The 23,153-nt window shown below is 37.6% G+C and carries 22 protein-coding genes; 16 read left to right on the forward strand and 6 right to left on the reverse strand.

Annotated elements, in window-relative coordinates; all coding sequences use genetic code 11:
• Positions 1-267 precede the first annotated feature (267 nt).
• From EDD71_RS10425 to EDD71_RS10435, 3 genes are all read left to right on the forward strand, one after another.
• Positions 268-771 (forward strand): phosphatase PAP2 family protein, encoded by a 504-nt coding sequence (locus tag EDD71_RS10425; RefSeq protein ID WP_133628682.1) that lies wholly within the window; start codon positions 268-270, stop codon positions 769-771.
• Positions 772-926: 155 nt separating this feature from the next.
• Entirely contained in the window at positions 927-1,118 is a 192-nt protein-coding gene (locus EDD71_RS10430; RefSeq protein ID WP_133628683.1) for a hypothetical protein, read from the forward strand.
• Between the two features lie 198 nt (positions 1,119-1,316).
• Positions 1,317-1,823: a hypothetical protein gene (locus EDD71_RS10435; RefSeq protein WP_133628684.1), complete on the forward strand. Its 507-nt coding sequence runs from the start codon at positions 1,317-1,319 to the stop codon at positions 1,821-1,823.
• Between the two features lie 30 nt (positions 1,824-1,853).
• On the opposite strand, the gene EDD71_RS10440 is transcribed toward EDD71_RS10435, so the two are convergent.
• The 3 genes from EDD71_RS10440 to EDD71_RS10450 all read right to left on the reverse strand — a co-directional run bounded on the left by EDD71_RS10440 (position 1,854) and on the right by EDD71_RS10450 (position 4,849).
• Positions 1,854-2,117, reverse strand: a complete 264-nt coding sequence (locus tag EDD71_RS10440) for a hypothetical protein (RefSeq protein WP_133628685.1) — start codon at positions 2,115-2,117, stop codon at positions 1,854-1,856.
• Positions 2,118-2,146: 29 nt separating this feature from the next.
• The gene (locus tag EDD71_RS10445) at positions 2,147-3,406 is read right to left on the reverse strand and encodes a DNA polymerase Y family protein (RefSeq protein WP_133628686.1); all 1,260 of its coding nucleotides are present in this window, start codon (positions 3,404-3,406) and stop codon (positions 2,147-2,149) included.
• A gap of 174 nt (positions 3,407-3,580) precedes the next feature.
• Entirely contained in the window at positions 3,581-4,849 is a 1,269-nt protein-coding gene (locus EDD71_RS10450; RefSeq protein WP_207669333.1) for an MFS transporter, read from the reverse strand.
• A gap of 186 nt (positions 4,850-5,035) precedes the next feature.
• On the opposite strand from EDD71_RS10450, the gene EDD71_RS10455 reads away from it, so the two are divergent.
• The 4 genes from EDD71_RS10455 to EDD71_RS10470 all read left to right on the forward strand — a co-directional run bounded on the left by EDD71_RS10455 (position 5,036) and on the right by EDD71_RS10470 (position 8,375).
• Positions 5,036-6,616: a bifunctional metallophosphatase/5'-nucleotidase gene (locus tag EDD71_RS10455; RefSeq protein ID WP_207669334.1), complete on the forward strand. Its 1,581-nt coding sequence runs from the start codon at positions 5,036-5,038 to the stop codon at positions 6,614-6,616.
• A 77-nt stretch (positions 6,617-6,693) separates the two neighbouring features.
• Entirely contained in the window at positions 6,694-7,530 is an 837-nt protein-coding gene (locus tag EDD71_RS10460) for a rhomboid family intramembrane serine protease (RefSeq protein ID WP_133628688.1), read from the forward strand.
• A gap of 85 nt (positions 7,531-7,615) precedes the next feature.
• Complete coding sequence (locus EDD71_RS10465) at positions 7,616-7,804, forward strand: hypothetical protein (protein WP_133628689.1); 189 nt, start codon at positions 7,616-7,618, stop codon at positions 7,802-7,804.
• Positions 7,805-8,195: 391 nt separating this feature from the next.
• Complete coding sequence (locus EDD71_RS10470) at positions 8,196-8,375, forward strand: hypothetical protein (protein ID WP_133628690.1); 180 nt, start codon at positions 8,196-8,198, stop codon at positions 8,373-8,375.
• Between the two features lie 151 nt (positions 8,376-8,526).
• On the opposite strand, the gene EDD71_RS10475 is transcribed toward EDD71_RS10470, so the two are convergent.
• The 3 genes from EDD71_RS10475 to EDD71_RS10485 form a co-directional block, all read right to left on the reverse strand.
• Entirely contained in the window at positions 8,527-9,027 is a 501-nt protein-coding gene (locus EDD71_RS10475; protein ID WP_133628709.1) for a metallophosphoesterase family protein, read from the reverse strand.
• Positions 9,028-9,145: 118 nt separating this feature from the next.
• Positions 9,146-9,646 (reverse strand): DUF3189 family protein, encoded by a 501-nt coding sequence (locus EDD71_RS10480; protein WP_133628691.1) that lies wholly within the window; start codon positions 9,644-9,646, stop codon positions 9,146-9,148.
• Between the two features lie 375 nt (positions 9,647-10,021).
• Positions 10,022-11,293 carry a DEAD/DEAH box helicase gene (locus EDD71_RS10485; protein WP_133628692.1) on the reverse strand — a complete coding sequence of 424 codons (1,272 nt, stop codon included), beginning with the start codon at positions 11,291-11,293 and terminating at the stop codon, positions 10,022-10,024.
• Between the two features lie 728 nt (positions 11,294-12,021).
• Here EDD71_RS10485 and EDD71_RS10490 point away from each other — a divergent pair.
• The 9 genes from EDD71_RS10490 to glgA all read left to right on the forward strand — a co-directional run bounded on the left by EDD71_RS10490 (position 12,022) and on the right by glgA (position 23,062).
• On the forward strand, positions 12,022-13,302 hold the full coding sequence (locus EDD71_RS10490) for a S8 family peptidase (protein WP_423244821.1): 1,281 nt from the start codon (positions 12,022-12,024) through the stop codon (positions 13,300-13,302).
• A gap of 146 nt (positions 13,303-13,448) precedes the next feature.
• Entirely contained in the window at positions 13,449-13,889 is a 441-nt protein-coding gene (locus EDD71_RS10495) for a MarR family winged helix-turn-helix transcriptional regulator (RefSeq protein WP_166636443.1), read from the forward strand.
• Complete coding sequence (locus EDD71_RS10500) at positions 13,886-15,037, forward strand: efflux RND transporter periplasmic adaptor subunit (RefSeq protein ID WP_133628695.1); 1,152 nt, start codon at positions 13,886-13,888, stop codon at positions 15,035-15,037. Before EDD71_RS10495 ends, EDD71_RS10500 begins: the two co-directional genes overlap by 4 nt.
• On the forward strand, positions 15,034-15,726 hold the full coding sequence (locus EDD71_RS10505) for an ABC transporter ATP-binding protein (protein ID WP_133628696.1): 693 nt from the start codon (positions 15,034-15,036) through the stop codon (positions 15,724-15,726). Before EDD71_RS10500 ends, EDD71_RS10505 begins: the two co-directional genes overlap by 4 nt.
• A gap of 11 nt (positions 15,727-15,737) precedes the next feature.
• Positions 15,738-16,949 carry an ABC transporter permease gene (locus tag EDD71_RS10510; RefSeq protein ID WP_133628697.1) on the forward strand — a complete coding sequence of 404 codons (1,212 nt, stop codon included), beginning with the start codon at positions 15,738-15,740 and terminating at the stop codon, positions 16,947-16,949.
• 396 nt (positions 16,950-17,345) lie between these two features.
• Positions 17,346-19,229, forward strand: coding sequence for a 1,4-alpha-glucan branching protein GlgB (gene glgB, locus EDD71_RS10515; RefSeq protein ID WP_133628698.1), 1,884 nt, complete (start codon positions 17,346-17,348; stop codon positions 19,227-19,229).
• 43 nt (positions 19,230-19,272) lie between these two features.
• On the forward strand, positions 19,273-20,436 hold the full coding sequence (locus EDD71_RS10520) for a glucose-1-phosphate adenylyltransferase (RefSeq protein ID WP_133628699.1): 1,164 nt from the start codon (positions 19,273-19,275) through the stop codon (positions 20,434-20,436).
• A gap of 68 nt (positions 20,437-20,504) precedes the next feature.
• The gene (gene glgD / locus EDD71_RS10525) at positions 20,505-21,623 is read left to right on the forward strand and encodes a glucose-1-phosphate adenylyltransferase subunit GlgD (RefSeq protein ID WP_133628700.1); all 1,119 of its coding nucleotides are present in this window, start codon (positions 20,505-20,507) and stop codon (positions 21,621-21,623) included.
• 14 nt (positions 21,624-21,637) lie between these two features.
• Positions 21,638-23,062, forward strand: a complete 1,425-nt coding sequence (gene glgA, locus EDD71_RS10530; protein ID WP_133628701.1) for a glycogen synthase GlgA — start codon at positions 21,638-21,640, stop codon at positions 23,060-23,062.
• Positions 23,063-23,153 lie beyond the last annotated feature (91 nt).

Genomic DNA, 23,153 nt, shown 5'->3' on the forward strand with positions numbered 1-23,153 from the left:
GATTGTATTGAAGCATATTAATAGTACAAATTAGGATAAAAAATAAATGCAGCAGGCAGTGAGATTTCGCCCACATAATATATAAGTCTAAAATCTTATATATTATGTGGGCTGTGTTCGTTTTAAAAGAAATATGAAAAATCTGTTAGCGAATTGCTGTAGAAAATGAGAAAAGATTTTTGTATAATGATACAAAAGAGTTTATTGGAGCAGAAAATATCGTTTTAGGTAAAAATGTAATGGGGAAATTGGAAGGAAGAGGTTAATATGCACCGAATAAAAGATGTCTTGTTCAAAGCTGATAAAAGCCTGTTTTTGAAGATAAGCAACCTTCGCATAGGTTATTTAAATAGATTTTTTTGTGTTTTTACAAATATTGGAGGAGTATTTTTTCAAATATTTCTCATTATACATTTAACGTTACTTCCATCGACCAGGCAAACAGGTTTAAGGCTTGGATTGATTCAAATAATAGTTACTGCCGTTGTTCAGTTGTTTAAGTTTTTGGTGGACAGGGTAAGGCCATATGAGGCTTTGGTAGACGTGATTCCACTAAAAGTTGAAAGGGATAAATCCTTTCCGTCAGGCCATACGGCAGCAGCATTTTCCAGTGCCATAGCCATAAGCAATGTAATACCTTCGGCAAATGTTCTATTCTTGATGATAGCAGCATTAATTGGTTACTCTCGAATATATCTGGGGGTACATTATCCTTCTGATGTTGTTGCCGGCGGCTTGATTGGCATTGCATTAACTAAAGCCCTGTTGTAATTGACAGGTGTTTAACTTTTAAATCTCTTTTCTCCGGTTTAAAAAGCACCTGCTTCAAATTTAATATTATTGTATATAATAATCACCCATGCAAAATAGTTTTTCGTACTAATAATATTAATCCACCTGCATAAACTATTTATGGAGGTGTTATTATGGAAAAAAGGTTCAAAGAAAGGAACCTTGAGGATAAGGAAGCAATGGTTGCGCCTGAGTGCAAAGGCAAGTATAGATTTGGCACCGGAATAAGCCTCATAGATGGAAATATTCTATCAGCACCTGATATAGAAAGGACAGTTAATGGAATGCCGCTCAGCGATGAAACGGAGGACGATAAGATAGATTAGATCTTAAGGGTACGAACACTGAAGATGTTTCGTGCCTTTTATATTTTGACTCTAATCCGCATCGCGTTTTCCAAATTTATATGCATATGAAATATTTTTTCTTAAAATTGTAAAACTTAATTATAGTATTAAAAGTTGGAGCTTTATTATGAAGTTAATGCTCATTGATGAAATATCTGTTTAAGGGAGGTGATATACTTGACTTGGAAATTCTATAAAAGGCTCCTATTTCTTATGCTCATATCTATATCCATTATTGCAGGGTATGAAGTTAACAGACAGTTTTATGTATTCGCTTTTTTAAACTCGCCTTTCAGGGATGAAAATGTGATGAGCATGGGTGCAGAATTTCTTGAGGGATATGAAGGTTCCTATGAGTTTCTTGAGAATAGTGAAGATGATGGGATTATCAAGGAGCGTGGAGATATATTCGTTAAATGGGATAGGGAAATAGTTTCAGAAATACAGAAAGCTGTAGATAACGGCCACCAGCCCTGGAGGCTTGATCCAATACTTACAGCCATGGCTTTTATAAGTGAGAAGGAGATATATGATGTTATGCTGGAGGACCTTATTGTTGTTAGACGGCTGGATGACAGGGCTATTATAAAGGTGAATAAGAAAGGCATAAAGACCATATATCTTGAAAAGCTGGCGGATAAATCTGAGTATGGTGCATGGTTTGTAACAAGCTATGATGAATAAAGGGCAGGATATCTCCAAGTTTCCTGCCTTTTATATCTTAAACAAAATCCACCTGCATGTTGATATTTCATATTTGATTTCAAATATTCTTTCTATACCTTCTACAACGCTCTGGCATCTGAATACATACATGCAGTTGCCTGCAAGTTTTTCAGTATGGGTACATATGATTTTATCTATTTTTATTACGGTATAGCTTTCATCTTCGTTTACTATTCTGAATTTTATCGGGTGTGGAATTCCATCTCTGGTAAACCATGCTGCCATTTCTATGGGCTTTGCCACAACCTTCATTTTAAACACGCTCCCTGCGGAATGATAGATTATAACATACTTGTCATAACCGGATAGTCGTCTTCCGTAACTCCTCCCATCATGGGTTTTAATCCGGAGTGGAGGAAAACTGAACGCATGACTGCCTTTGGACCGTATTTGAGCCTTATGGCGTCTATGGCCTTGTCGAGGCGGCTGCTTTTTTCCGTGTCTTCATCATCTAAGAAACTAATCTGGTAGAACTCGCTGCTGCATAGCTCGGATAGGTATACGCCAAGATGTCTTATAGGTTCGCCTCTCCATATTTCGTCAAAGAGGTTATAGGCAGTTTCGGCAATTTTCCTTGTTGAGTTTGTAGGTGTGAGAAGTTTTCTCTGATGGGAATAGTTTACGAAACTGCTGGTTTTGAGGCTGACAGAAACAAGCCTGCAGCAGTTTCCTAAATTCCTGAGCCTCATAGAGGCGGTTTCTACAAGGGATAATAAAACCATATGGGCGGTTTTTCTGTCTGCAACATCAAAGGAGGTTGTAGTGGAGTTTCCTACACCTTTAACCTCAGGAAGGTTACAGCTTCTAACCTCAGAATCCTCTATTCCATTTGCATAATTCCATATTAAAACTCCATGGCTCTTAAGGGACGCTTTTAAGATTTCAACGTCGTGGTTTGCAAGGTCACCTATGGTGTAGATGTTCATTTTGTTAAGCTTTGGAAGGGTAGCCCTTCCAACCATAAATAGATTTTCAACGGGAAGGGGCCACATTTTTTCCCTTATCTCATGGGGAAAAAGCGTATGTACTTTATCGGGCTTTTCAAGATCAGAAGCCACTTTAGCAAGAAGCTTGTTTGTAGATATTCCAACGTTTACTGTAAAGCCCAGATCCTCTCTAATCCTGTCCTTTATTTTGTAGGCAAGCTCAATGTAATCCTTATATATGTTTTCCGTGCCGGCAAAGTCAAGAAAGCATTCATCTATGGAGAACCTCTGTATATAAGGAGTATATTCCCTTAAAATCTCAACCATTGCATTGCTGGACCTTATATAAAGGTCATACATGGGAGGAACTATAATAAGGTCCCTGCATTTTTGCCTTGCACTAAAGAGGGGCTCGCCGGTTTGTATGCCGTATTTTTTGGCAGGGATGGACTTTGCAAGCACAATTCCATGCCTGCTCCTGGGATCACCTCCAACAACCGATGGAACCATCCTGAGGTCCAAGGTATCTCCATGCTGTAGGTTATAAACTGAAGTCCATGAAAGATATGCTGAATTTACGTCAATATGAAAAATTATTCTATTACTGCTAACCATATAAGTCCCTTCCATCTTTTACATATTTCCAGACATATTATACACGAACATATGTTCGGTGTAAAGCTATTATAATTTTATGCATTTTAGGTGGATTTTATGAAAAAAATAAAAGATATCTGACCCATAAACAGGGTAGATATCCATTACAGCTAAACTTAAATCTATCTGAAATTAAAATGATTTCATTTCGGAGGGGATTTGATATGCATTGGGGGATTCATCCTTAACCTTTATAAGAAAGATGCCTCCAATTATAAAGAGCATTATAAGACTTACAACCCCAAGCCTTGAATCACCTGTAATGTTTGTAAATACTCCAATTAGAAGTGGTCCCATTATTGCAGCAAACCTTCCGAAAATATTATAGAATCCAAAGAACTCCGAAGACTTTTCCTTTGGTATAATTCTTCCAAACAGTGAACGGCTGAGGGCCTGTATTCCACCCTGGGATGTTGCAACAAGCATGGCCATTATCCAGTACTGTAGAGTTGTTTTCAAAAAGTATGCGTATATTGTGGTGATCGTATATATTATTATTCCAGCAAAAATCATGGTTTTTGCTGAAAATTTCTTTGCAAGCTTTCCAAACAAAAGGGCAAAGGGAAAGGCTACGAACTGTGTTACAAGAAGTATTATAAGAAGATCGTTTGACTTAATTCCGACGCTGCTTCCATATATACCAGCCATTTTTATAATTGTTCCAACGCCGTCTATATAGAAGAAATATGCCATTAGAAAGATGAATATGTTTTTATAACCGCTGATGTTCTTTATAGTTTTCCACAGGGTTATAAAGCTTTCTTTAACAGGATGTTTTGAAGGTTCAGTATAATATATCTGATTGACGTTTTTAAGCATGGGAATTGAAAATAAAAACCACCAGAGAGCTGTTATAATAAATGATAATTTCATTGCGGCAGCCTGGGAGCTTAAACCAATCAATCCTGGCTTCATAATGAAGACTATGCTTATTATAAATGGTATGGTACTTCCTATATAACCGTATCCAAATCCCAGGGATGAAATCCAGTCCATCTTTTTTTCCTCTGTTACGTCAACTATAAATGCATCATAGAAGACGTTGGCACCGGAGAAACCTATGGCAGTCAGGGCATATATTATAATGCATGTAATCCACTCACCTTCGTTTATCGTGGCAAGAAGCCCTGTAAAAATAGTTCCCATCAGGAAAAAGAAAAGGAATAATTTCTTTTTATATCCCCTGTAGTCGGAGATCGTTCCAAGAATTGGAGCTAAAAGAGCAATTATAAGCGTTGATACGGAGTTTCCATATGCCCAGTAGGCCATTGCAGTATCGCTTCCCCCTTCCCTTAAGACAAATTGATTAAAGAAAATAGGAAGGACAGCAGTTGTAATTGTAATGGAATAGGCAGAGTTTGCCCAGTCATACAGCACCCAGCTTCGTTCCTGTTTAGTCATAAGTTTCACTCCTTACAAAAAATTTCCTTTAATTCTAGCATGGAACATGGGAAAGCCTCTGTCAATAAAAATTTATCTGAAAGTTTATAATTTTAATGTTAATAGCTGGAAATTGACCTACAGGTTATGAATATTGAGCTGTTGAGATAAAATAGAATAAGGTACTAAACTTGAGGGGTGAAGAGTGTGTCAGGAAGGATAAAAGAAGTAATAATACTGGAAACAAGTGATATGCATGGGAATATACTTCCAATAAATTATGCCGATAATAGAAGAAGTGAACACGGCCTGGCTAAGGTTTCGACGCTTATAAAAGAGGAAAGAAGAAAAAACAGCTATTTAATACTTATAGACAACGGAGACATAATTCAGGGTACTCCACTTGCATATTATTTTGCAAGAATAAACAAAACCTCCATAAACCCTATAATAAAGGCTATGAACCATATGAAATATGACGCAGCTGTTGTTGGAAACCATGATTTCAACTATGGCAGGGAAATGCTTGAAAAGTCCATGGAGGAATCGGATTTTCCCTGGCTTTCTGCAAACATATTAAGGGAGGATGATGGAAGGCCCTACTGCGGCAGACCCTATATAATTAAGGATTTTGATGGAATTAAAGTCGCCGTATTAGGAATAACAACATCCTATATACCTAACTGGGAGAACCCTGTCCATATAAAAGGTATAAAATTTGAAAACCCGGTGGCAACTGCAGAAAAATGGGTTAAACATTTAAGGGAAAATGAGAAGGTGGACGTTCTTGTAGTTTCATATCACGGAGGTTTTGAAAGGGATATCGAAATAGGTGAGCCTACGGAAGAGCTTACAGGAGAAAACCAGGCCTATGAAATATGTATGAAGCTTCCAGAAATAGATGTACTTTTAACGGGACATCAGCACAGGGTTATAGAAGGGAAAAATGTGAATGGAGTTTTGGTATTGCAGCCGGGAAGCCTTGGAAAGAGCCTTGGCAAGGTAACTTTGAAGATTCAAAATCAAAATGAAAGGTGGTCTATTATTGAGAAAAAATCAGAGGTAATCCATGTAAAGGAGTTCCAGGATGATAAAGAGATCGTAGATTTAGTTAAAAGCTATGAAGAGGAAGTCCGGAAATGGCTGGATAAGCCTATAGGAAGGATTAAAGGGGATATGAGGGTTAAAGATCCGATGGAGATAAGGCTTAAGGATAACCCCTTCATTGAGTTTATAAACAGGGTACAGATGAAGTGTTCAGGGGCCACAATATCCAGCACAGCCCTCTTTGACAACAATGCCCCCGGATTTCCCGAGAATGTTACTATGAGGGATATAGTTGCAAATTATATCTATCCTAACACTTTGAAGGTATTAAGGCTTAAAGGGAAGGACATAAAGGAAGCCCTTGAAAAGTCTGCATCCTACTTTGAAACCTATGACGGAGGAAAGATAAGGGTAAATTCTGAATTTATATTCCCTAAAGTTCAGCACTATAACTACGACATGTGGGAAGGGATAGAGTATAAAATCAACATATCCCGCCCATCAGGCCAGAGAGTTGTAGAATTAAAATACAGGGGAAAACCAATCGATATGGAGGAAGAATATGACGTTGTGATGAACAACTACAGGGCAACGGGCGGAGGAAATTATTTTATGTTTAAAGGCAAGCCTGTGGTGAAGGATATAAACATCGATATGGCGGAGCTTATAGCAAATTATATTATGGAAAAGGGGACCATTGAAGCAGCGGTTGATAATAACTGGGAAGTCATACATGATTGAGTCCATATTTGAAAGATAACAGCATATCTGATATCATTGATTTATACAATTGTTAACGTTTTATAAGGGGTGATGCTATGAATTGGCTGGATAAGCTTGAGAGAAGGTTTGGCCGATACGCAATAAGGGGACTTATGAAATACATAGTTGGAATAACGGCAGCAGTGTTTGCTTTAAGTTATCTGGACATTACAGGAGTTATTGAGAGTAAATTACTTCTTATACCTTCAGAAGTTTTAAAGGGTGAGGTATGGAGGCTTATAACCTTTATATTTATCCCTCCAACTAAAGACCCAATCTGGGTATTGTTTGCACTTTATTTTTACTACATTATAGGTACAGCCCTTGAAAATGCATGGGGCAGCTTTAGGTTTAACCTTTATTATTTAATAGGGATGATAGGTACCATCCTGGCGATGTTTATAACAGAAGGAATTGGAACAGCAACATACATAAATCTTTCGATGTTTTTGGCCTTTGCATATATGTATCCAAACTACGAGATATTGATTTTTTTCATACTGCCTGTAAAGGTAAAGTATTTGGGATGGCTCTATTGGCTCTTTATATTAAGAACTTTAATTACTGCTCCAGTTAGTGAAAAGGTGGCTGCGGTTGTTTCCATAATAAACTTTTTTGTATTCTTCGGGCCGGATGTGCTTCATGGAATTAGAAACAGAAGTAAGGTTCACTACAGAAGAAGAAAGTTTAAAAGCCAGATCCCAGAAATAAGGCTTATACACAGATGTGAAGTATGTGGAATAACTTCAAAGGATGACCCTGACATGGAGTTCAGGTACTGCTCAAAATGCGAAGGACGCCGCTGCTACTGTATGAACCATATAAAAAATCATGAACATATAAAGGAAGATCCTGAGGATAAAATAATACAATTTCCTTCCAGGGATGATTAAAGGAAGTTCAGGGACGCGGGTCGTCCCTTTTTATTACGTATAAAACCCACCTTCATGGAAAATATAAAATCAAAGGGGTGGTAAAGTGAGAGAAAGGAAAGGAAAAAATAAATTGTCAGGTAAAAATAGAGATGTTTTAGAACAAACTTTGGATAAATATAATCCTGTTTTAAGCTCAAGGGATCATAGGCTTGAGTATTTAATAGATAATCCGGAAAGTGAGCCCTTTCCCCACACTGAAGAAGATCATTCCTATGACAGGGTAGGATTATAGAATAAGAATTCCCGGGATAATATTCCGGGTATTTTTAAAGCTCATAATTAATTTTTTCAATAAATATTGCATAGTGGAAAAATATGTAATATTATATTAATTAAGATGTAAAATAAATATTTTAATCATATTATATAATTAATTAAATTTAACTTGTTGTGCTAGATAAATTTACAGATGGTTGCTGCGATAAAAAATATATTTCATTCACCAGCACGCTTAGCAAAGAAGTTCTAAGGCTCGGGATTTGAAAAAATGTGAATTTCATATATTTTTATCAACCCTCAGCCACTTAACTAGCACAACGAATAAATTTAGTTAATTTTTATGCCTGCACCCCCCATCTATGTGAGGTGTTTGAGGAGATAAATGGTCTTTAGGGGGTGAGGTTATGGAAGATAAATACATGGTTTATATTGTTTTATCTATTCCATTACTTATCGCGCTATTTATACTGTGCAGCGGTAGAAACCCCATTTCTATAAGGCTAAAAATGCGAAATTTGCTGTTTGAAGTAAATTCCAAAAAAGAAGGCATAGACAAAAAAATAGACAGCCCAGAAACAAAATAAACTGTCTATCTTTCCATAATTATTAAGGCTATTACCTCAAACACCTCTACCTGAAAGCTATTAATAAAATAAATATTTATAATGTAAAAAACAGTTTTAAAGCCTGAAAGATTAGGGATAGCCTGAGGCAATATAAATATACATGCTGAGGCTATTTGTTCAGGAATTTAATTGCAACATTTATGCCATCTTCTTTAAGCTCTAAAAGTATATATGAATACCATCTTCCCTTTCGCTTATAGGTAGGTGAGCCAGGGTTAAGCATAAGAGTTTTATTTTTTGTGGTAATTAGGGGCTGGTGGCTGTGTCCAAATATTATTATGTCAACCCTATCCTCTTTGAATTTATCATATGCCCTTTCAAGGGTTGTCTTTCCTTCACCATGGCCATGAAAAATACCTATTTTATATCCCATAATCCGTAGTATTTCCTTATCCCTTAAAACGCTTCTTATGGATTCATTATCATTATTACCAAAAACGCCTATAAAATTATTGTATTTCATCAAAACGTTTACGACTTCTATGCTTGTAAAATCCCCCGCATGGATAATCATATCCACATTTTCCATGTATCTATTAACAAATTCAATTAGTCTTTCAGAATGTCTGTGTATATGTGTATCGGATATTATACCGATTCTCAACAGCACCACCCTCAAAGCATCTTATATTAAAATAAATGGGATTCTATAATAAAATATGAATTTATTAACCTTTTGTGCTATTTTGGGCTTTCAAAGAGCGATGCTATAAAAAATATTATAGCTATTAAGAATAGGAGTTTCTTTCTAATCTATTTTTATGCTCTAAGTCTAAACGTATTTGTTCTTTAATCTGCCTGACTAAATCTGCAATTTTATTATAGGCCTTTAGCGTTCCATAGGTAACGATTGGTCTTCCAAAGCTTACAAGGTGAAGCTGTCTTGAGCTGAAGCCACCTATTTTCATTAATGTATTAACCGTAGGATCGGTGTTTATTATATAAAGGCCATCGGTATCTCCATTTAAAACCTTATACATATCCGTTAAAGGATTAAGTACCATGTTGGGTTTATACCTCCTGCTTATGGTATAAACTGCACTTCCAAATTCATCCTTGCCTATATATATGAGGTGGGCAGTATCCTTTTTCTCAAGTTTATCAAATGTAGGAAGGGTTAAAAGCTCTTTTTCTGTTGGTACTTTATCAATGGGAAGTTTGTTTGCATGTATATTTGCAGCTACTGCCGAGGAATGACATCCTCCTACATCCTGATAAATTACTATCATGTACATACACTCCTTTAAATTATAAACTGATTCACGAACTCTACTTTAGCTTCTCAGCTGCCAACTTGCCAAGAACCTCCAGTTGCTCGCTAAAATAGTTTGTTTCATAAATTTTTTTATCACAGCTTATTAAAAAAGAACCAGCACAACAAGTTAATTTAAAGAAATTTGTTGGAAAAACAATATAAAGTCGTCATAAGAAATCTCAATATCGTGAATAGTATTTCCTTAAGATAGTAAATAAATTCAAGGAGTATATTTTTATTATAATTATATATCACGGGTTTCATACGGAGTTTTAGACATGATGCAGGTGGAATAATTTTGTTTAGATAGAGCTGTATTAAACGCCGATGATATAATTATCATCAGCGTTTAATGTTTTTTATTAGATTTTTGAACTCTTTTGTTTCTGCCAGAAGGTTTAACTCCAGGAGACTTTCTGGATTTTACAGATTTTATTGCGGAGGTGATTTCGAAGGATTTTTTAGGTACAAAAAAATCCAGCTTTCCTTCGCCAGGATTATCCTGATTTTCGTCAGTCCATCTATCTATCCTCTTATTTATTCCGGATTCAATGGATCTTAAACGCTCAATCTCAGCTTCATCCACAAGTGTTATGGCCATCCCTTCCTGGCCTGCCCTTCCCGTCCGACCGATTCTATGTATGTAGGTTTCTGCGTTTTTGGGTACATCATAATTAAATATGTGGGTTACTCCCTCGATATCAAGACCCCTCGCAGCTATGTCGGTGGCAACCAGAAGCTGAAGCTCGGCGTTTCTAAAACGCTTTAAAATCTGTTCACGCTTATTTTGTGATAGATCACCATGAAGTGCATCAACCGCATAACCCTTTTGGCCAAGTTCTAGATTGAGGGCCTTGACTCTTTCTTTGCTAATGCAGAATATAATAGCCAGAAAAGGGTTTAACTGGTCTATGAGCTTGCACAGGGCATAGATTTTCTGCTTTTCAGGAACCTCTATGGCTATCTGCTTTATTTCATCAAGGGTAACGTGTTTACCTTGGACCCTAATTTCCACAGGTTTTCTCATGTATCGTGCTACAAGTGACCTGATTCCCTTTGGCATCGTAGCAGAAAAGAGCATTGTTTGGCGCTGTGATGGTGCAGCACTCATAATAATCTCAATATCCTCCAGAAAACCAAGCTTTATCATTTGATCTGCTTCATCTAAAACAAGCATCGAAAGCCCCCCAAAGTTTAAGGTCCTTCTTTTTAGATGATCAAGTATTCTTCCAGGAGTACCGATTATTATATGTACTGCCCCTCCCTTAAGCTTTTTAGACTGCGTTTCTAATTCCTTACCTCCATAAAGGGACAAGGCCTTGATTCCAAGGGGCTTGGAGAGTTTTTCTATTTCATTTGTGATTTGGAGTGCCAGTTCCCTGGTTGGCGTGATTATAAGGGCCTGTACATATGGTTTTTTGTTATCTATCCTTTGAAGAATCGGTAGGGCAAAGGCAAGGGTTTTACCTGTTCCGGTTTGGGACTGGGCTATTGCATCCTTTCCGGACAATAATACAGGTATGACCTGCTGCTGAATAGGAGTTGGCTCCTTATAACCGTGCTTTACCAGTATATTTTTTAACTCTTCGCTTATTCCAAGGGATTGAAAATCTGACGCCATTAAACATATCCCTCCTTTTTTAATATAGTTTTTACGCAAATTGACAAAGCCATTCTTTATTCTACTTTAACAGCATGAGATAAGTCAATCTGATGTTAACTTGTTGTGCTACTCTACTACGAAAATTCCATTGGAATAAAAGCAGAAAATATATACAGGTAGGCGCTGCGATAAAAAATATATTTCATTCACTTTTGCGCTCAGTAAAGAAGTTCTAAGGCTCGGGATTTGAAAAATCAAGAACTTTCGTTAAACTCGCCTTGCTTAAGTCACGAAAGTTCTAGGATTTTTCTGCATCCCTTCGCCAAGAACTCCTAGCTCTTAGATTTATGTGAATTTCATATATTTTTTATCGACCCTTAAGGTACTGCAAACCGTTAAGATAAATATAAAAGCTTTCTTAGCTTAAGTTTAGATTATTACTATTGAAACTGTTTTCATAATCTTGTGGTGAATTTTATTTCATGTATAGCTAGTTTTGTTTTAAAAGACACCAAGATATAACTGCGCCTGCGCACAAAGGCTCTAAGACCTGCTATAATAGTTCGCTTCATATATTTTTTTATTATGGTGTTTGCAAAAGAACTATCACAACAAGTTAACTTACCGTGGTATTTTAAAATTATTTAATACTTTTTTCATTGGGCATTAATTTATTTACTGTAAAATGTATTAGATAATGTATTATGGGATTGGTATATGCATTATTTTATTAGTCGGGGATGGAGGTGAAAGCTTTGAAGTTTCTTAGAAATTTGTTTATACTTGGAGCAGTGGCAGCAATTATATATGGATTTGGATATTCTTTCAGACTGGATACAGGGAATAACGCAACATTTAAGGATAATATAAAAAATGGTATTGAAAGAATCAAAGATATTCCTGAAAGTTTTAGTATAGATAAAATACTTGACTCAATCCCACGCATTACGATTGTAAAGATAAGGGAAGGAGAATATCTTTTATTTACCGGGAAATTAACGCCGGAAGAAATAAAAGAGAGAATATCTGATTTAATCGGTTCAAATAAATCTGGAAAATCGGAGCCCATAGGAGCAATAAAACCAATTGAGAGGGTACATGTAAATGAAAATTTTTCATTATCTCAGATAAAGTCTCCAAATGATAGGGCGGTAAACGACCCTGGGTATAAGATACAGTGGGCTATTTCTTATACTGAAAGCAACAAGGCATGGAGGCTTGTAAAGCAAAAGAGAGAGGTAAGGGTTGCTGTCCTTGATACTGGGGTTGACTATACCCATCCTGACCTTAAAAACCGGATTCTTAAAAGTAAAGGATATGACTTTGTAAATAATGACAACGATCCTATGGATGATCATGGGCACGGAACCCATGTGGCGGGAATCATTGCTGCGGAGGCAAATAACAGAAAAGGCATATCAGGAATTGCAGGACCCCTTGATGTAAAGATAATTCCTGTAAAAGTGTTGAACTCCAAGGGTGAAGGTCGTTCAGACATAATTGCACATGGCATCAGATATGCCGTTGATTCAGGTGCAGATATCATTAATCTCAGCCTTGGAACAAGGGGGAAAACGAGGGATATCTCAAACGCAATTAAATACGCAAGAAATAAGGGTGTATTTGTTGTGGCAGCTGCTGGGAACGATAATATGGATGCGGATAATTTCAGCCCAACGGGTGATAATGGGGTATATGCGGTATCTGCAATAACGCCGGCATATAAGAAAGCTCCTTTTTCAAATTATGGAGATAGGATACAGGGAGCAGCCCCGGGAATTAAGATTGTAAGTACTGTACCGCAAGGAGGGTATGAGGCCTGGGATGGGACAAGCATGTCGGCACCAGTAGTTTCAGGTGTTGCAGCAATAATAAAGGCAAACAGCCCGGAGTTACCCCCTGATCAAATTGAAAAACTTCTCAATGAAACAGCCGTCGATATAATGACAAAGGGAAAGGATCCGTATACGGGGTATGGACTTGTTGATGCATATAGAGCAGTAAAAAAACTTAACGGAATAAATTAGGGTGGGCACCTGTATGGTGCCCATTTATTCTTTCAAATTTCAAAATTTTGTTTACACATTGTTTAAAATGATTAAATTGAAGTCAGAATATTAATATGATAATATTAATTCGAAATTGAAATATTCGAAAACGAAGGATGGTAAATATGTCCAGAGAAAGCGTATATGTTATCTATGAACTTTTAAAATCCATCAATAAGACGATACATAGGGAAGTTGGGAAGAAGCTTGGATTTAAGAATGCAAACCCATCGGTTATGGCTATAATGTTTTTCCTAAAGGATGGCGAAGCAAAGACTTTAAAGGAGATCGCAAGCTGTGTTGGGCTTGCAAACAGCACAGTATCAGGAATTATAGAGAGGCTTGTAAACGAGGGATATGTAAAAAGGATTCAGGATAGGGAGGATAGAAGGAAGGCACTCATTTCAATAACCGATAAAGCTAAGGAAATGCACAGAGCAGTTGAAAATGAATATAAGGATTATATTGAAGGGATTTTGAAAAATGCAAATGAAGACGACATTGAAATCGTTATATCAGGCTTAATAAGGCTGAATGAAATATTGAAGGAGAGTGAAAGGGTATGAAAAGGAGATGGCTGGCAATTATCTTAATTGTAGTTTTAGTTTTGTCAGGTATAATATTTGGAGTGGTTAGAAGGAGGAATGGGGCTTTACAGGTAAAAACTTCAACTGTTTCAAAGGGGGATATTGTGGTGTATTATTCCACAAGCGGAACCGTTGAAGCAAAGAACAGTAGAGAGTATTATGTACAAACCCCCTCAAAGGTTTTAAAGCTTAATGTGGTTGTTGGAGACACGGTAAAGAAGGGTGACATAATAGCTGAGTTGGATGTTCAGGATTTATCGACTCAGCTTAAGATAGCGCAGAAAAACTACGAAAATGCGAAGATACAACTTGATGCACTAAAAACCGCAAAGGATGAATTATCAAAGAATAGTCAAAGGCCACAGGCTCAAGTGCAGATACCACAAGCTAGTCAAATAACTAAGGAAGGCCAGGCAGCACAGGGAGGTCAAACAGGGCAAATGAGCCTCGACGATCAAATTAAGATGCAGGAAAACGCCGTTGAAATAGCGAGGCTTAACGTGAAATCCATAGAGGATAGCATAAACAAGCAGCAAAGGTACATTAAAGCGGATGCAGATGGAATAATTTCCACCCTTAACTTAAAGGAAGGTGCCACTGCAAACGTAGGAGTGCCGGCGGCAGTCGTTTCAGATACCTCAAGCCTTGTTGTAAACCTAAACATAAATCAGTATGACGTATCAAACTTGAAGGAAGGTCAGGAAGCTTTTATAAAGTTTGGCGGTAAGACCTTTAAAGGGGTTGTTTCAAGAATAAATCCAATTGCAACGAAAAGCGTATCGGCCACTGGAAGTGAAACGGTTGTAAAGGTTACCGTTGATATTTCAAATAACGATGGAACATTAAAATCAGGATATGATGTTGATGTTGATATAAAAACGGGAGAAAAAAGCGGAATAATCAAGATTCCAGCGGAGGCAGTGATTACAGATAAAAATGACAATGAAAGCGTTTATGTAATTGAAAATGGAGTAGCAAGAAAGAAAAAGGTAAAGATAGGGCTCGCATCTGATGTTGAGACTGAAATTATTGAAGGCCTTAAGGAAGGGGATAAGGTGATACTTAACCCTTCATCCAATATAACAGATGGAACAAAGGTCATTGAAAAGGGTGAGGAGCAGCAATGATAGAGGTTAAGAATCTCTGGAAGGTTTATAGGACAGGCAATATTGAATTTACCGCATTAAAAGGAATTAACCTTTTTATAGGTAAAGGCGAGTATACAGCTATAATGGGCCCATCAGGTTCCGGTAAATCAACCCTTATGAATATCCTTGGCTGCCTTGACAGGCTGACTGAGGGGCGGTACATACTCAATAATAAGGATGTATCAAAGCTTACAGACAATGAACTTGCAAGGATAAGAAACAGGGAAATAGGATTTGTATTTCAGGCCTTTAACCTGCTTCCAAGGCTCAACGCCCTTGAAAATGTAGAGCTTCCAATGATGTATGCAGGGATTTCGGCATGGGAGAGGAGGAGAAGGGCAAGGGAAGCCCTTGCAAAGGTTGGGCTTGAGGACAGAATGTACCATAGACCAAACGAATTGTCAGGAGGACAGAAGCAGAGGGTAGCAATAGCAAGGGCCATTGTTCTTAACCCTTCAGTTCTTATGGCTGATGAACCGACTGGAAACCTTGACACGGCATCAAGCTATGAAATAATGAAGATTTTTCAGGAACTAAATAACGATGGCACAACGGTGGTTATGGTAACCCATGAGCCCGATATCGCTCAGTATACAAAGAGGATAGTCATGGTTAGGGATGGTAATATAATTGAAGACAGGGCTGTTGATAACAGAATAACCCTTTAGGCGGTGAGAAAATGAATATACTTGAAAGTTTCAAGGTTGCAATAGCAAGCATTTTATCGAATAAAATGAGATCTTTTCTTACAATGCTTGGAATAATAATTGGAATTTCATCAGTTATAACCATAGTTTCCATAGGAAAGGGCGGGCAGAGTGCCATTACAGGAGAGTTTAACAAGATAGGAGTAAATGTTTTGGAAGCCACCATTGACACAAGCGCACAAATCAATCAAAACGACTATTTTACGATGAATGATGTTAAAAATATAAAATCAAGGATACCTGAGGTTTTAAATGCTGCTCCCATATTTCAAAAAGGTGGAGTTACCGTTAAGGTAGGAAATGAGACAAAAAGGGCAGTGGTTATAGGGACAAACAATGATTATAACAGCATTTTAAGCGTCAATATGCTGTATGGAAGGTTCATATCTGAAAAGGATGTCCTGTCGGGAAGAAATGTCGTCATAATAGATGATATTAGCTCCAAAAGCCTGTTTGGGTATGTAGACAGTACGGGAAAGACCATAAAAATTGGTGAGCGCTCCATGATGGTAAGCGCTACGATAGTAGGAGTTTATAAAAGCCAGGGGGGAGCCTTTGCATCAAGCTTTGGCGATAGAATGCCAGTTATATTGTATACACCGATAACCTTTGCGGAAAAAATGTTTCAGGATGACTTCAGAATCAATCAGATTGAGATACTCGTGGATAATGCTAAAAGTTTTGAATCTGCTTCAAACTCTATAAACAGGATACTCAGCAGTGCCCATCACAATAAGGATAAATATAAGGTTGACAACCTTATGAAGCAGCTTGATGAGGTAAATAGGATACTCAATATATTTACCATGATAATAGGTGCAATAGCAGGAATTTCCCTTGTGGTTGGAGGAATAGGAGTAATGAACATAATGCTTGTTTCGGTAACTGAAAGGACGAGGGAAATAGGGATAAGAAAGGCAATAGGCGCAACAAGAAGGGATATACTTGTTCAGTTTTTGATTGAGTCAGTAATAATATCCCTTATAGGTGGAGCAATTGGTATGGCACTTGGAATACTCTTTGCGACTATTATAGGATCGTTTTTAGGTATAGCTCCGGGAATTTCATTTCTCACTGTTCTTATTGCATTCCTCTTCTCCTCAGCGGTTGGAATATTCTTTGGAATATATCCTGCAAATAAGGCCTCAAAGCTTGATCCAATTGAAGCACTCAGATATGAATAGAGTTATGAAAGTGTGCAACCCAAATAGGTTGTACACTTTTTTTTCAAATCCCGAGCCTTAGAACTTCTTTGCTAAGCGTGCTGGTGAATGAAATATATTTTTTATTGCAGCGCCGATCTGTAAATTTATCTAACACAACGAGTTATGTTATGAATTGAGTATAATACCTTTTTATGATTCGAAGGAAAATCGATCGATTATTGAGTAATTTCATAGCAAATACTTGGACAATAAGGTTTGTATATTAATATAAATGTCTAATCATGCAATTTATTGCGAAACTTGCGTCAAATTAAACAGGAAAATTTATGTAAAAACACTATTAATTGTTATAAGATTTATGGTATAAGTATATATATATTTATAGTAACCTTAGAAAAAGCAGGGGGGATTTACATGGGGATAAAACCCGATGAGCTTGAACTTTTTCATAATGGAGAGAGTTATCAAAGCTATAATGTTATGGGTGCACATATTGTGGAAGAAGATGGAGTCACAGGCGTAAGATTTACAGTATGGGCACCCAACGCTAAAAGGGTAAGCGTAGTTGGCGATTTCAACAACTGGCATGGAAGTTCCCACGTCATGGAAAGGATAAGGAAATGGGGCATATGGTCGTTGTTTATACCAGGACTTGAGGAAGGGGATCTGTATAAGTATGAAATTGAAACTTCAAGTGGAGAGGTGTTTATGAAGGCAGATCCATATGCCTTTTTCAGTGAGGTAAGGCCTGCCACAGCTTCAAGGGTTTGTAAACTAAACAAATATGTATGGAAAAAACATACATATTTAAGGAGAAAAAGGCCAGTTCCTGTTTACGAAAAGCCTGTGCTTATATATGAAGTGCATTTAGGGTCCTGGAGGAGAAAGGAAAATGGGGATCTTCTATCCTACAAAGAACTTGCGGAGGAGCTTGTGAATTATGCAGCTGATATGGGCTATACCCATATAGAACTGCTGCCCCTTGCAGAGCATCCCTTTGATGGTTCATGGGGATATCAGGGGACAGGATATTACTCTATAACAAGCAGATATGGTACTCCTGAGGACTTTATGTATTTTGTTGATAAATGCCATGAAAAAGGTCTTGGGGTAATAGTAGACTGGGTTCCGGGGCACTTCTGTAAAGATGCCCATGGACTTGCAAGGTTCGATGGGACTCCACTGTTTGAAAATGAAAATCCACTTATATCTGAAAACTATAAATGGGGTACATTAAGCTTTGATTTTGAAAAGCCCGAGGTTAGAAGTTTTCTCATATCAAATGCATATTTCCTATTCGATGTTTTTCATATCGATGGTATAAGGGTAGATGCCGTTGCAAACCTTCTTTATTTGAACTTTGAAAAGGAAGACGGCAGGTGGATCCCAAATGAGTACGGAGGAAGCGAGAACCTTCATGCAATTGAATTTATAAAAAGGCTCAATGAAGTGATATTCAAAGATTTCCCAAATGCTATAATTGCGGCTGAGGATTCCACTACATATCCACTTGTTACAAGGCCTTTAGAATCCGGAGGCCTTGGATTTAACTATAAGTGGAATATGGGGTGGATGAACGATACACTAAGGTATATGGAGATGGATCCTCTATTTAGAAGTGGAAGTCACAACCTTTTAACCTTCTCCTTTGTGTATACCTTTTCTGAAAATTTTATACTGCCACTTTCTCATGATGAAGTTGTACACGGCAAAAGTTCTCTTATAAGCAAGATGTATGGCGACTACTGGCAGAAGTTTGCATCCCTGAGGGCACTTTATGCATATATGATGGCCCATCCTGGCAAGAAACTTCTCTTTATGGGAGGAGAGTTTGGGCAGTTTATAGAGTGGAATTACAAAAGCAGCCTCGATTGGAATCTCTTAGAATATGATATGCATAGAAATTTGCATTATTATGTAAAGACCCTTAACAACTTTTATAAAAAGCACCGAGCTCTGTGGGAGGTTGATCATGGCTGGGATGGCTTTACGTGGATAAATGCCGATGACAATACAAGAAGCATTGTTTCATTTATAAGAAAAGGCAAAAAAGCAGGGGATATGCTTATCTTCATATGTAACTTTACCCCTGTGGTTTATGAGGAATATAGAGTTGGAGTTCCACTGAACTGCAGATATAAGGAGATTTTTAACAGTGACTTAAATATTTATGGAGGTTCTGGCGTAGATAATTCTGTTCCATTAAAGGCGGAGGGGTTTGAATGTTGTGGACAACCTTATTCAATAGTCATGAAGGTGCCACCATATGGTGCAGTGTTCCTAAAGCCGATTAAATAAAATAAAAAATTTCTGGGTAATTGGCAGAACTGGAGGGTAGGTCATGAAGAAAAAAGAATGTATAGCGCTTATACTTGCAGGAGGACAGGGAAGCAGGCTTGGAAGTCTTACAAAAAATCTTGCAAAGCCCGCTGTACCCTTTGGAGGAAGGTACAGGATAATTGATTTTACATTAAGCAACTGCAGTAATTCAGACATAGATACAGTGGGGGTGCTTACTCAGTACCAGCCCCTTGTATTAAATTCATATATAGGAATAGGCAGCCCGTGGAATCTTGACAGAAACAACGGAGGCGTTACTCTCCTTCCTCCCTATACGGATACTGAAGGGAGAAAATGGTTTAGAGGAACAGCAGATGCAATATATCAGAATATATTTTATGTAAACCAATTCGATCCTGATTATGTTCTTGTGCTTTCAGGAGACCATATATACAAGATGGATTATTCGAAAATGCTAGCCTTCCATAAGAAGAAGGGGGCGGATGCTACAATATCAGTTATTGAAGTATCGTGGGATGAGGCCAGCAGGTTTGGGATAATGAATACTGAACGAGATGGAAGAATCATAGAGTTTGAAGAAAAGCCAAAGGTTCCAAGAAGCAACCTTGCTTCCATGGGAATATATATTTTCAACTGGAAACTGCTTAGGGATTTCCTTATAGAGGACAGCAAAAATGAAAATTCAAGCCATGATTTTGGAAAAAACATAATCCCTTCCATGCTTAAGGATGGAAGAAGGATGTTTGCATATAGATTTAAGGGGTACTGGAGGGATGTCGGAACCATTGAAAGCTTTTATGAAGTTAACATGGATCTCATTTCTGACAGTTCTGAACTGGATATTTACGATTCAAACTGGAAGATATATTCTGAAAATTCCACTCAGCCTCCCCATTATGCAGGTCCAGATGCATCAGTCAAGTGTTCCCTTATTAATGAAGGCTGTGTAGTATTTGGAGAAGTGGAAAATTCAATACTCTTTCAGGGAGTTTACGTAGGAAAGAATGTAAAGATAAAGAATTCTCTTATTATGCCTGGTGCAAGGATAATGGATAATGCTACACTTGACAGGGTAATTGTTGGAGAAGGTAGCATTGTAAGGGAAGGAGTAAAGCTTATCGGAGGAAAGGAGCATAAGCAGACAGAAAACTACGATGTCTCCGATACTGGAATAATAGTTATAGGTGAAAACACTGTGATTTAATGAATTGTGATGGTTTTATTTTCAAAAGATGCTGAGATGATTTATAAAAACGGGTTGGGGTGAAATAGATGAATGAAGTGTTAGGAATCATCAACGACGCAAGATATGATTATAATCTTAAGGAGATAGGAAATTACCGTTCCATGGCCTCAATCCCCTTTGGGGGAAGGTACAGGATGATCGATTTTGTGCTTTCAAACATGATAAATTCAGGGATTCAAAACGTTGGAATACTCGTTCAGAGGAATTATCGATCGATTATAGGACATTTGCGCTCACCCAAGGAATGGGATCTCGACAGGAAAAGAGATGGGCTTTTTATACTTCCACCTGGATATGATTTCGGAATACCAGGGGCTTTAATGGGGGATCTTCAAGTAATACACAGTAATCTCGATTATATAGCAAGGTGTAAACAGAAAGAAGTTATAATATCCGGTGTAAACATACTCTGCAATATAAACTACAGTGAGGCACTGAGATTTCACATGGAGAATCGTAACGATATTACGGTAATCTACAAGGATATGGGAGATGATATGAGGGATTTATCGATGTGTACCAATCTTGAGGTTGGAGATGATGGAAGAATACTTGATATGGAAGTAGGTCCCGATGAAAGTATAGGAACCGCCATGTCAATGAATATGTATATATTAAGTAAGAAGCTTCTTGCCAAGATTACCCAGAGATGCATATCAAGGGGAAAAACTGATTTTGTCAAAAACGGAATAATAGAAAACATAGGAAAGCTTAAAATATACGGCTTTAAATTCGATGGCTATGTTGCACACGTCAATTCGATTCAGGATTATTACAGATACAGCATGGAGCTTTTAAACACCGATAAATGGCACGAGATATTTTTTAAGAATGGAAGAATATATACAAAGGCAATGGACAACGGTCCTGCAAAATATATGAAGGGTTCAACGGTTAAAAACTCCTTAATAGCGAATGGATGTATAATAGAAGGTAATGTTGAAAACAGCATACTTTTTAGAAAGGTTAAAGTTCATAAGGGAGCACAGATTAAAAACAGCATCGTGATGCAAAACTGTGAAATAGGGGAGGAAGCCATACTCGAAAATGTAATTCTTGATAAAGACAGCAAAATTACTAAGGGGCGCCACATTACGGGTTCTGATGGCTTTCCGATTGTAATAGAGAAAAAAACAGTTATATAACAGGGGGATATGAAATGAATATACTTTTTGCAGCTTCAGAAGGGGTTCCGTTTATAAAGACAGGGGGACTTGCAGATGTTATAGGATCCCTTCCAAAGGCTTTAAAGAAATACGGGCTGGACGTAAGGGTGATGCTTCCAAAACATGGAGGCATACAAGAGAGTTTCAAGGAAAAGATGACGACCAGACAGGTAATTAACGTACCTTTAAGCTGGAGAAATCAATATTGCGGAATACAGGAAATGGAGTATGATGGTGTTCACTTTTATTTCATAGACAACGAATATTACTTTAAGCGTGAAGGGCTTTACGGATATAACGATGATCCCGAAAGATATGCATTTTTCTCTAAGGCAGTTTTAGAATCCCTTCCCCACCTCGGTTTTAAGCCCCATATACTTCACTGCCATGATTGGCATACTGGACTTTTAAGCGTATTTTTAAAGGCGCATTATGGAGGGAATCCTTTCTATAGCGATATAAAAACGGTTTTTACAATCCACAATCTCCACTATCAGGGAGTGTTCTCAAAAAGTATACTTGGGGATATATTAGGACTTGGGGATGAGTACTTCAACATTGACGGGCTGGAATACTACGGATCTGTAAACTGCCTGAAGGGTGGCCTTGTATTTTCAGATAAGCTAACAACTGTTAGCAAAACCTATGCAGGTGAGATCAAATACCCCTACTTTGGAGAAGGGCTTGATGGAATACTTAGAAAGAGGCAATGTGATTTAACAGGAATATTAAACGGAATAGATTATGATGAGTACAATCCGTATACCGATAGGTTTATATACGCAGTTTATGAAAATGGAGCTGAAAATAAAAAGGAGAATAAAATAAGGCTTCAGCAGGAACTGGGGCTTCCACAGAGGGACGTTCCCCTGATGGGAATGGTAACAAGGCTTGTAGATTCAAAGGGGCTCGATTTAGTTAATTGTGTATTAAATGAAATACTCGATATGGATGTTCAAATGGTGGTTTTAGGGACGGGAGAAAAAAAATACGAGGATATGTTTAAATATTATGCTTATAGATATTGTGATAAGATGTCAGCAAACATAAGGTTTGATAACACCCTTGCCCACAGGATCTATGCAGCATCGGACCTTTTCCTTATGCCCTCACGCTTTGAACCCTGTGGCCTTGGACAGATAATAGCTCTGAGGTATGGAAGCCTTCCTATAGTCAGGGAAACGGGTGGGCTTAAGGACACGGTAGTGCCCTACAATGAATATACAGAAGAGGGGAATGGTTTTAGTTTTACAAATTATAACGCCCACGATATGCTCTATACCATAAGGCGTGCTGTAGGATTTTATTACGACAAAGATAAATGGAACAGAATTGTAAAAAATGCGATGGATAGCAACTTTAGCTGGGAAAGGTCGGCAGGAGAGTATGAAAAGCTTTATAGAAGCATGATAAAATAGAAAGGCCTGTGCCTTTCTATTTTATCGTTCATCCACTTTCTTCATATTATTTTTGTGCACATTTTTATATCATGAGAAGAAACAGGAATTA

Origin of the sequence: Fonticella tunisiensis (assembly GCF_004364155.1) — a bacterium.
GTDB lineage: Bacteria > Bacillota > Clostridia > Clostridiales > Caloramatoraceae > Fonticella > Fonticella tunisiensis.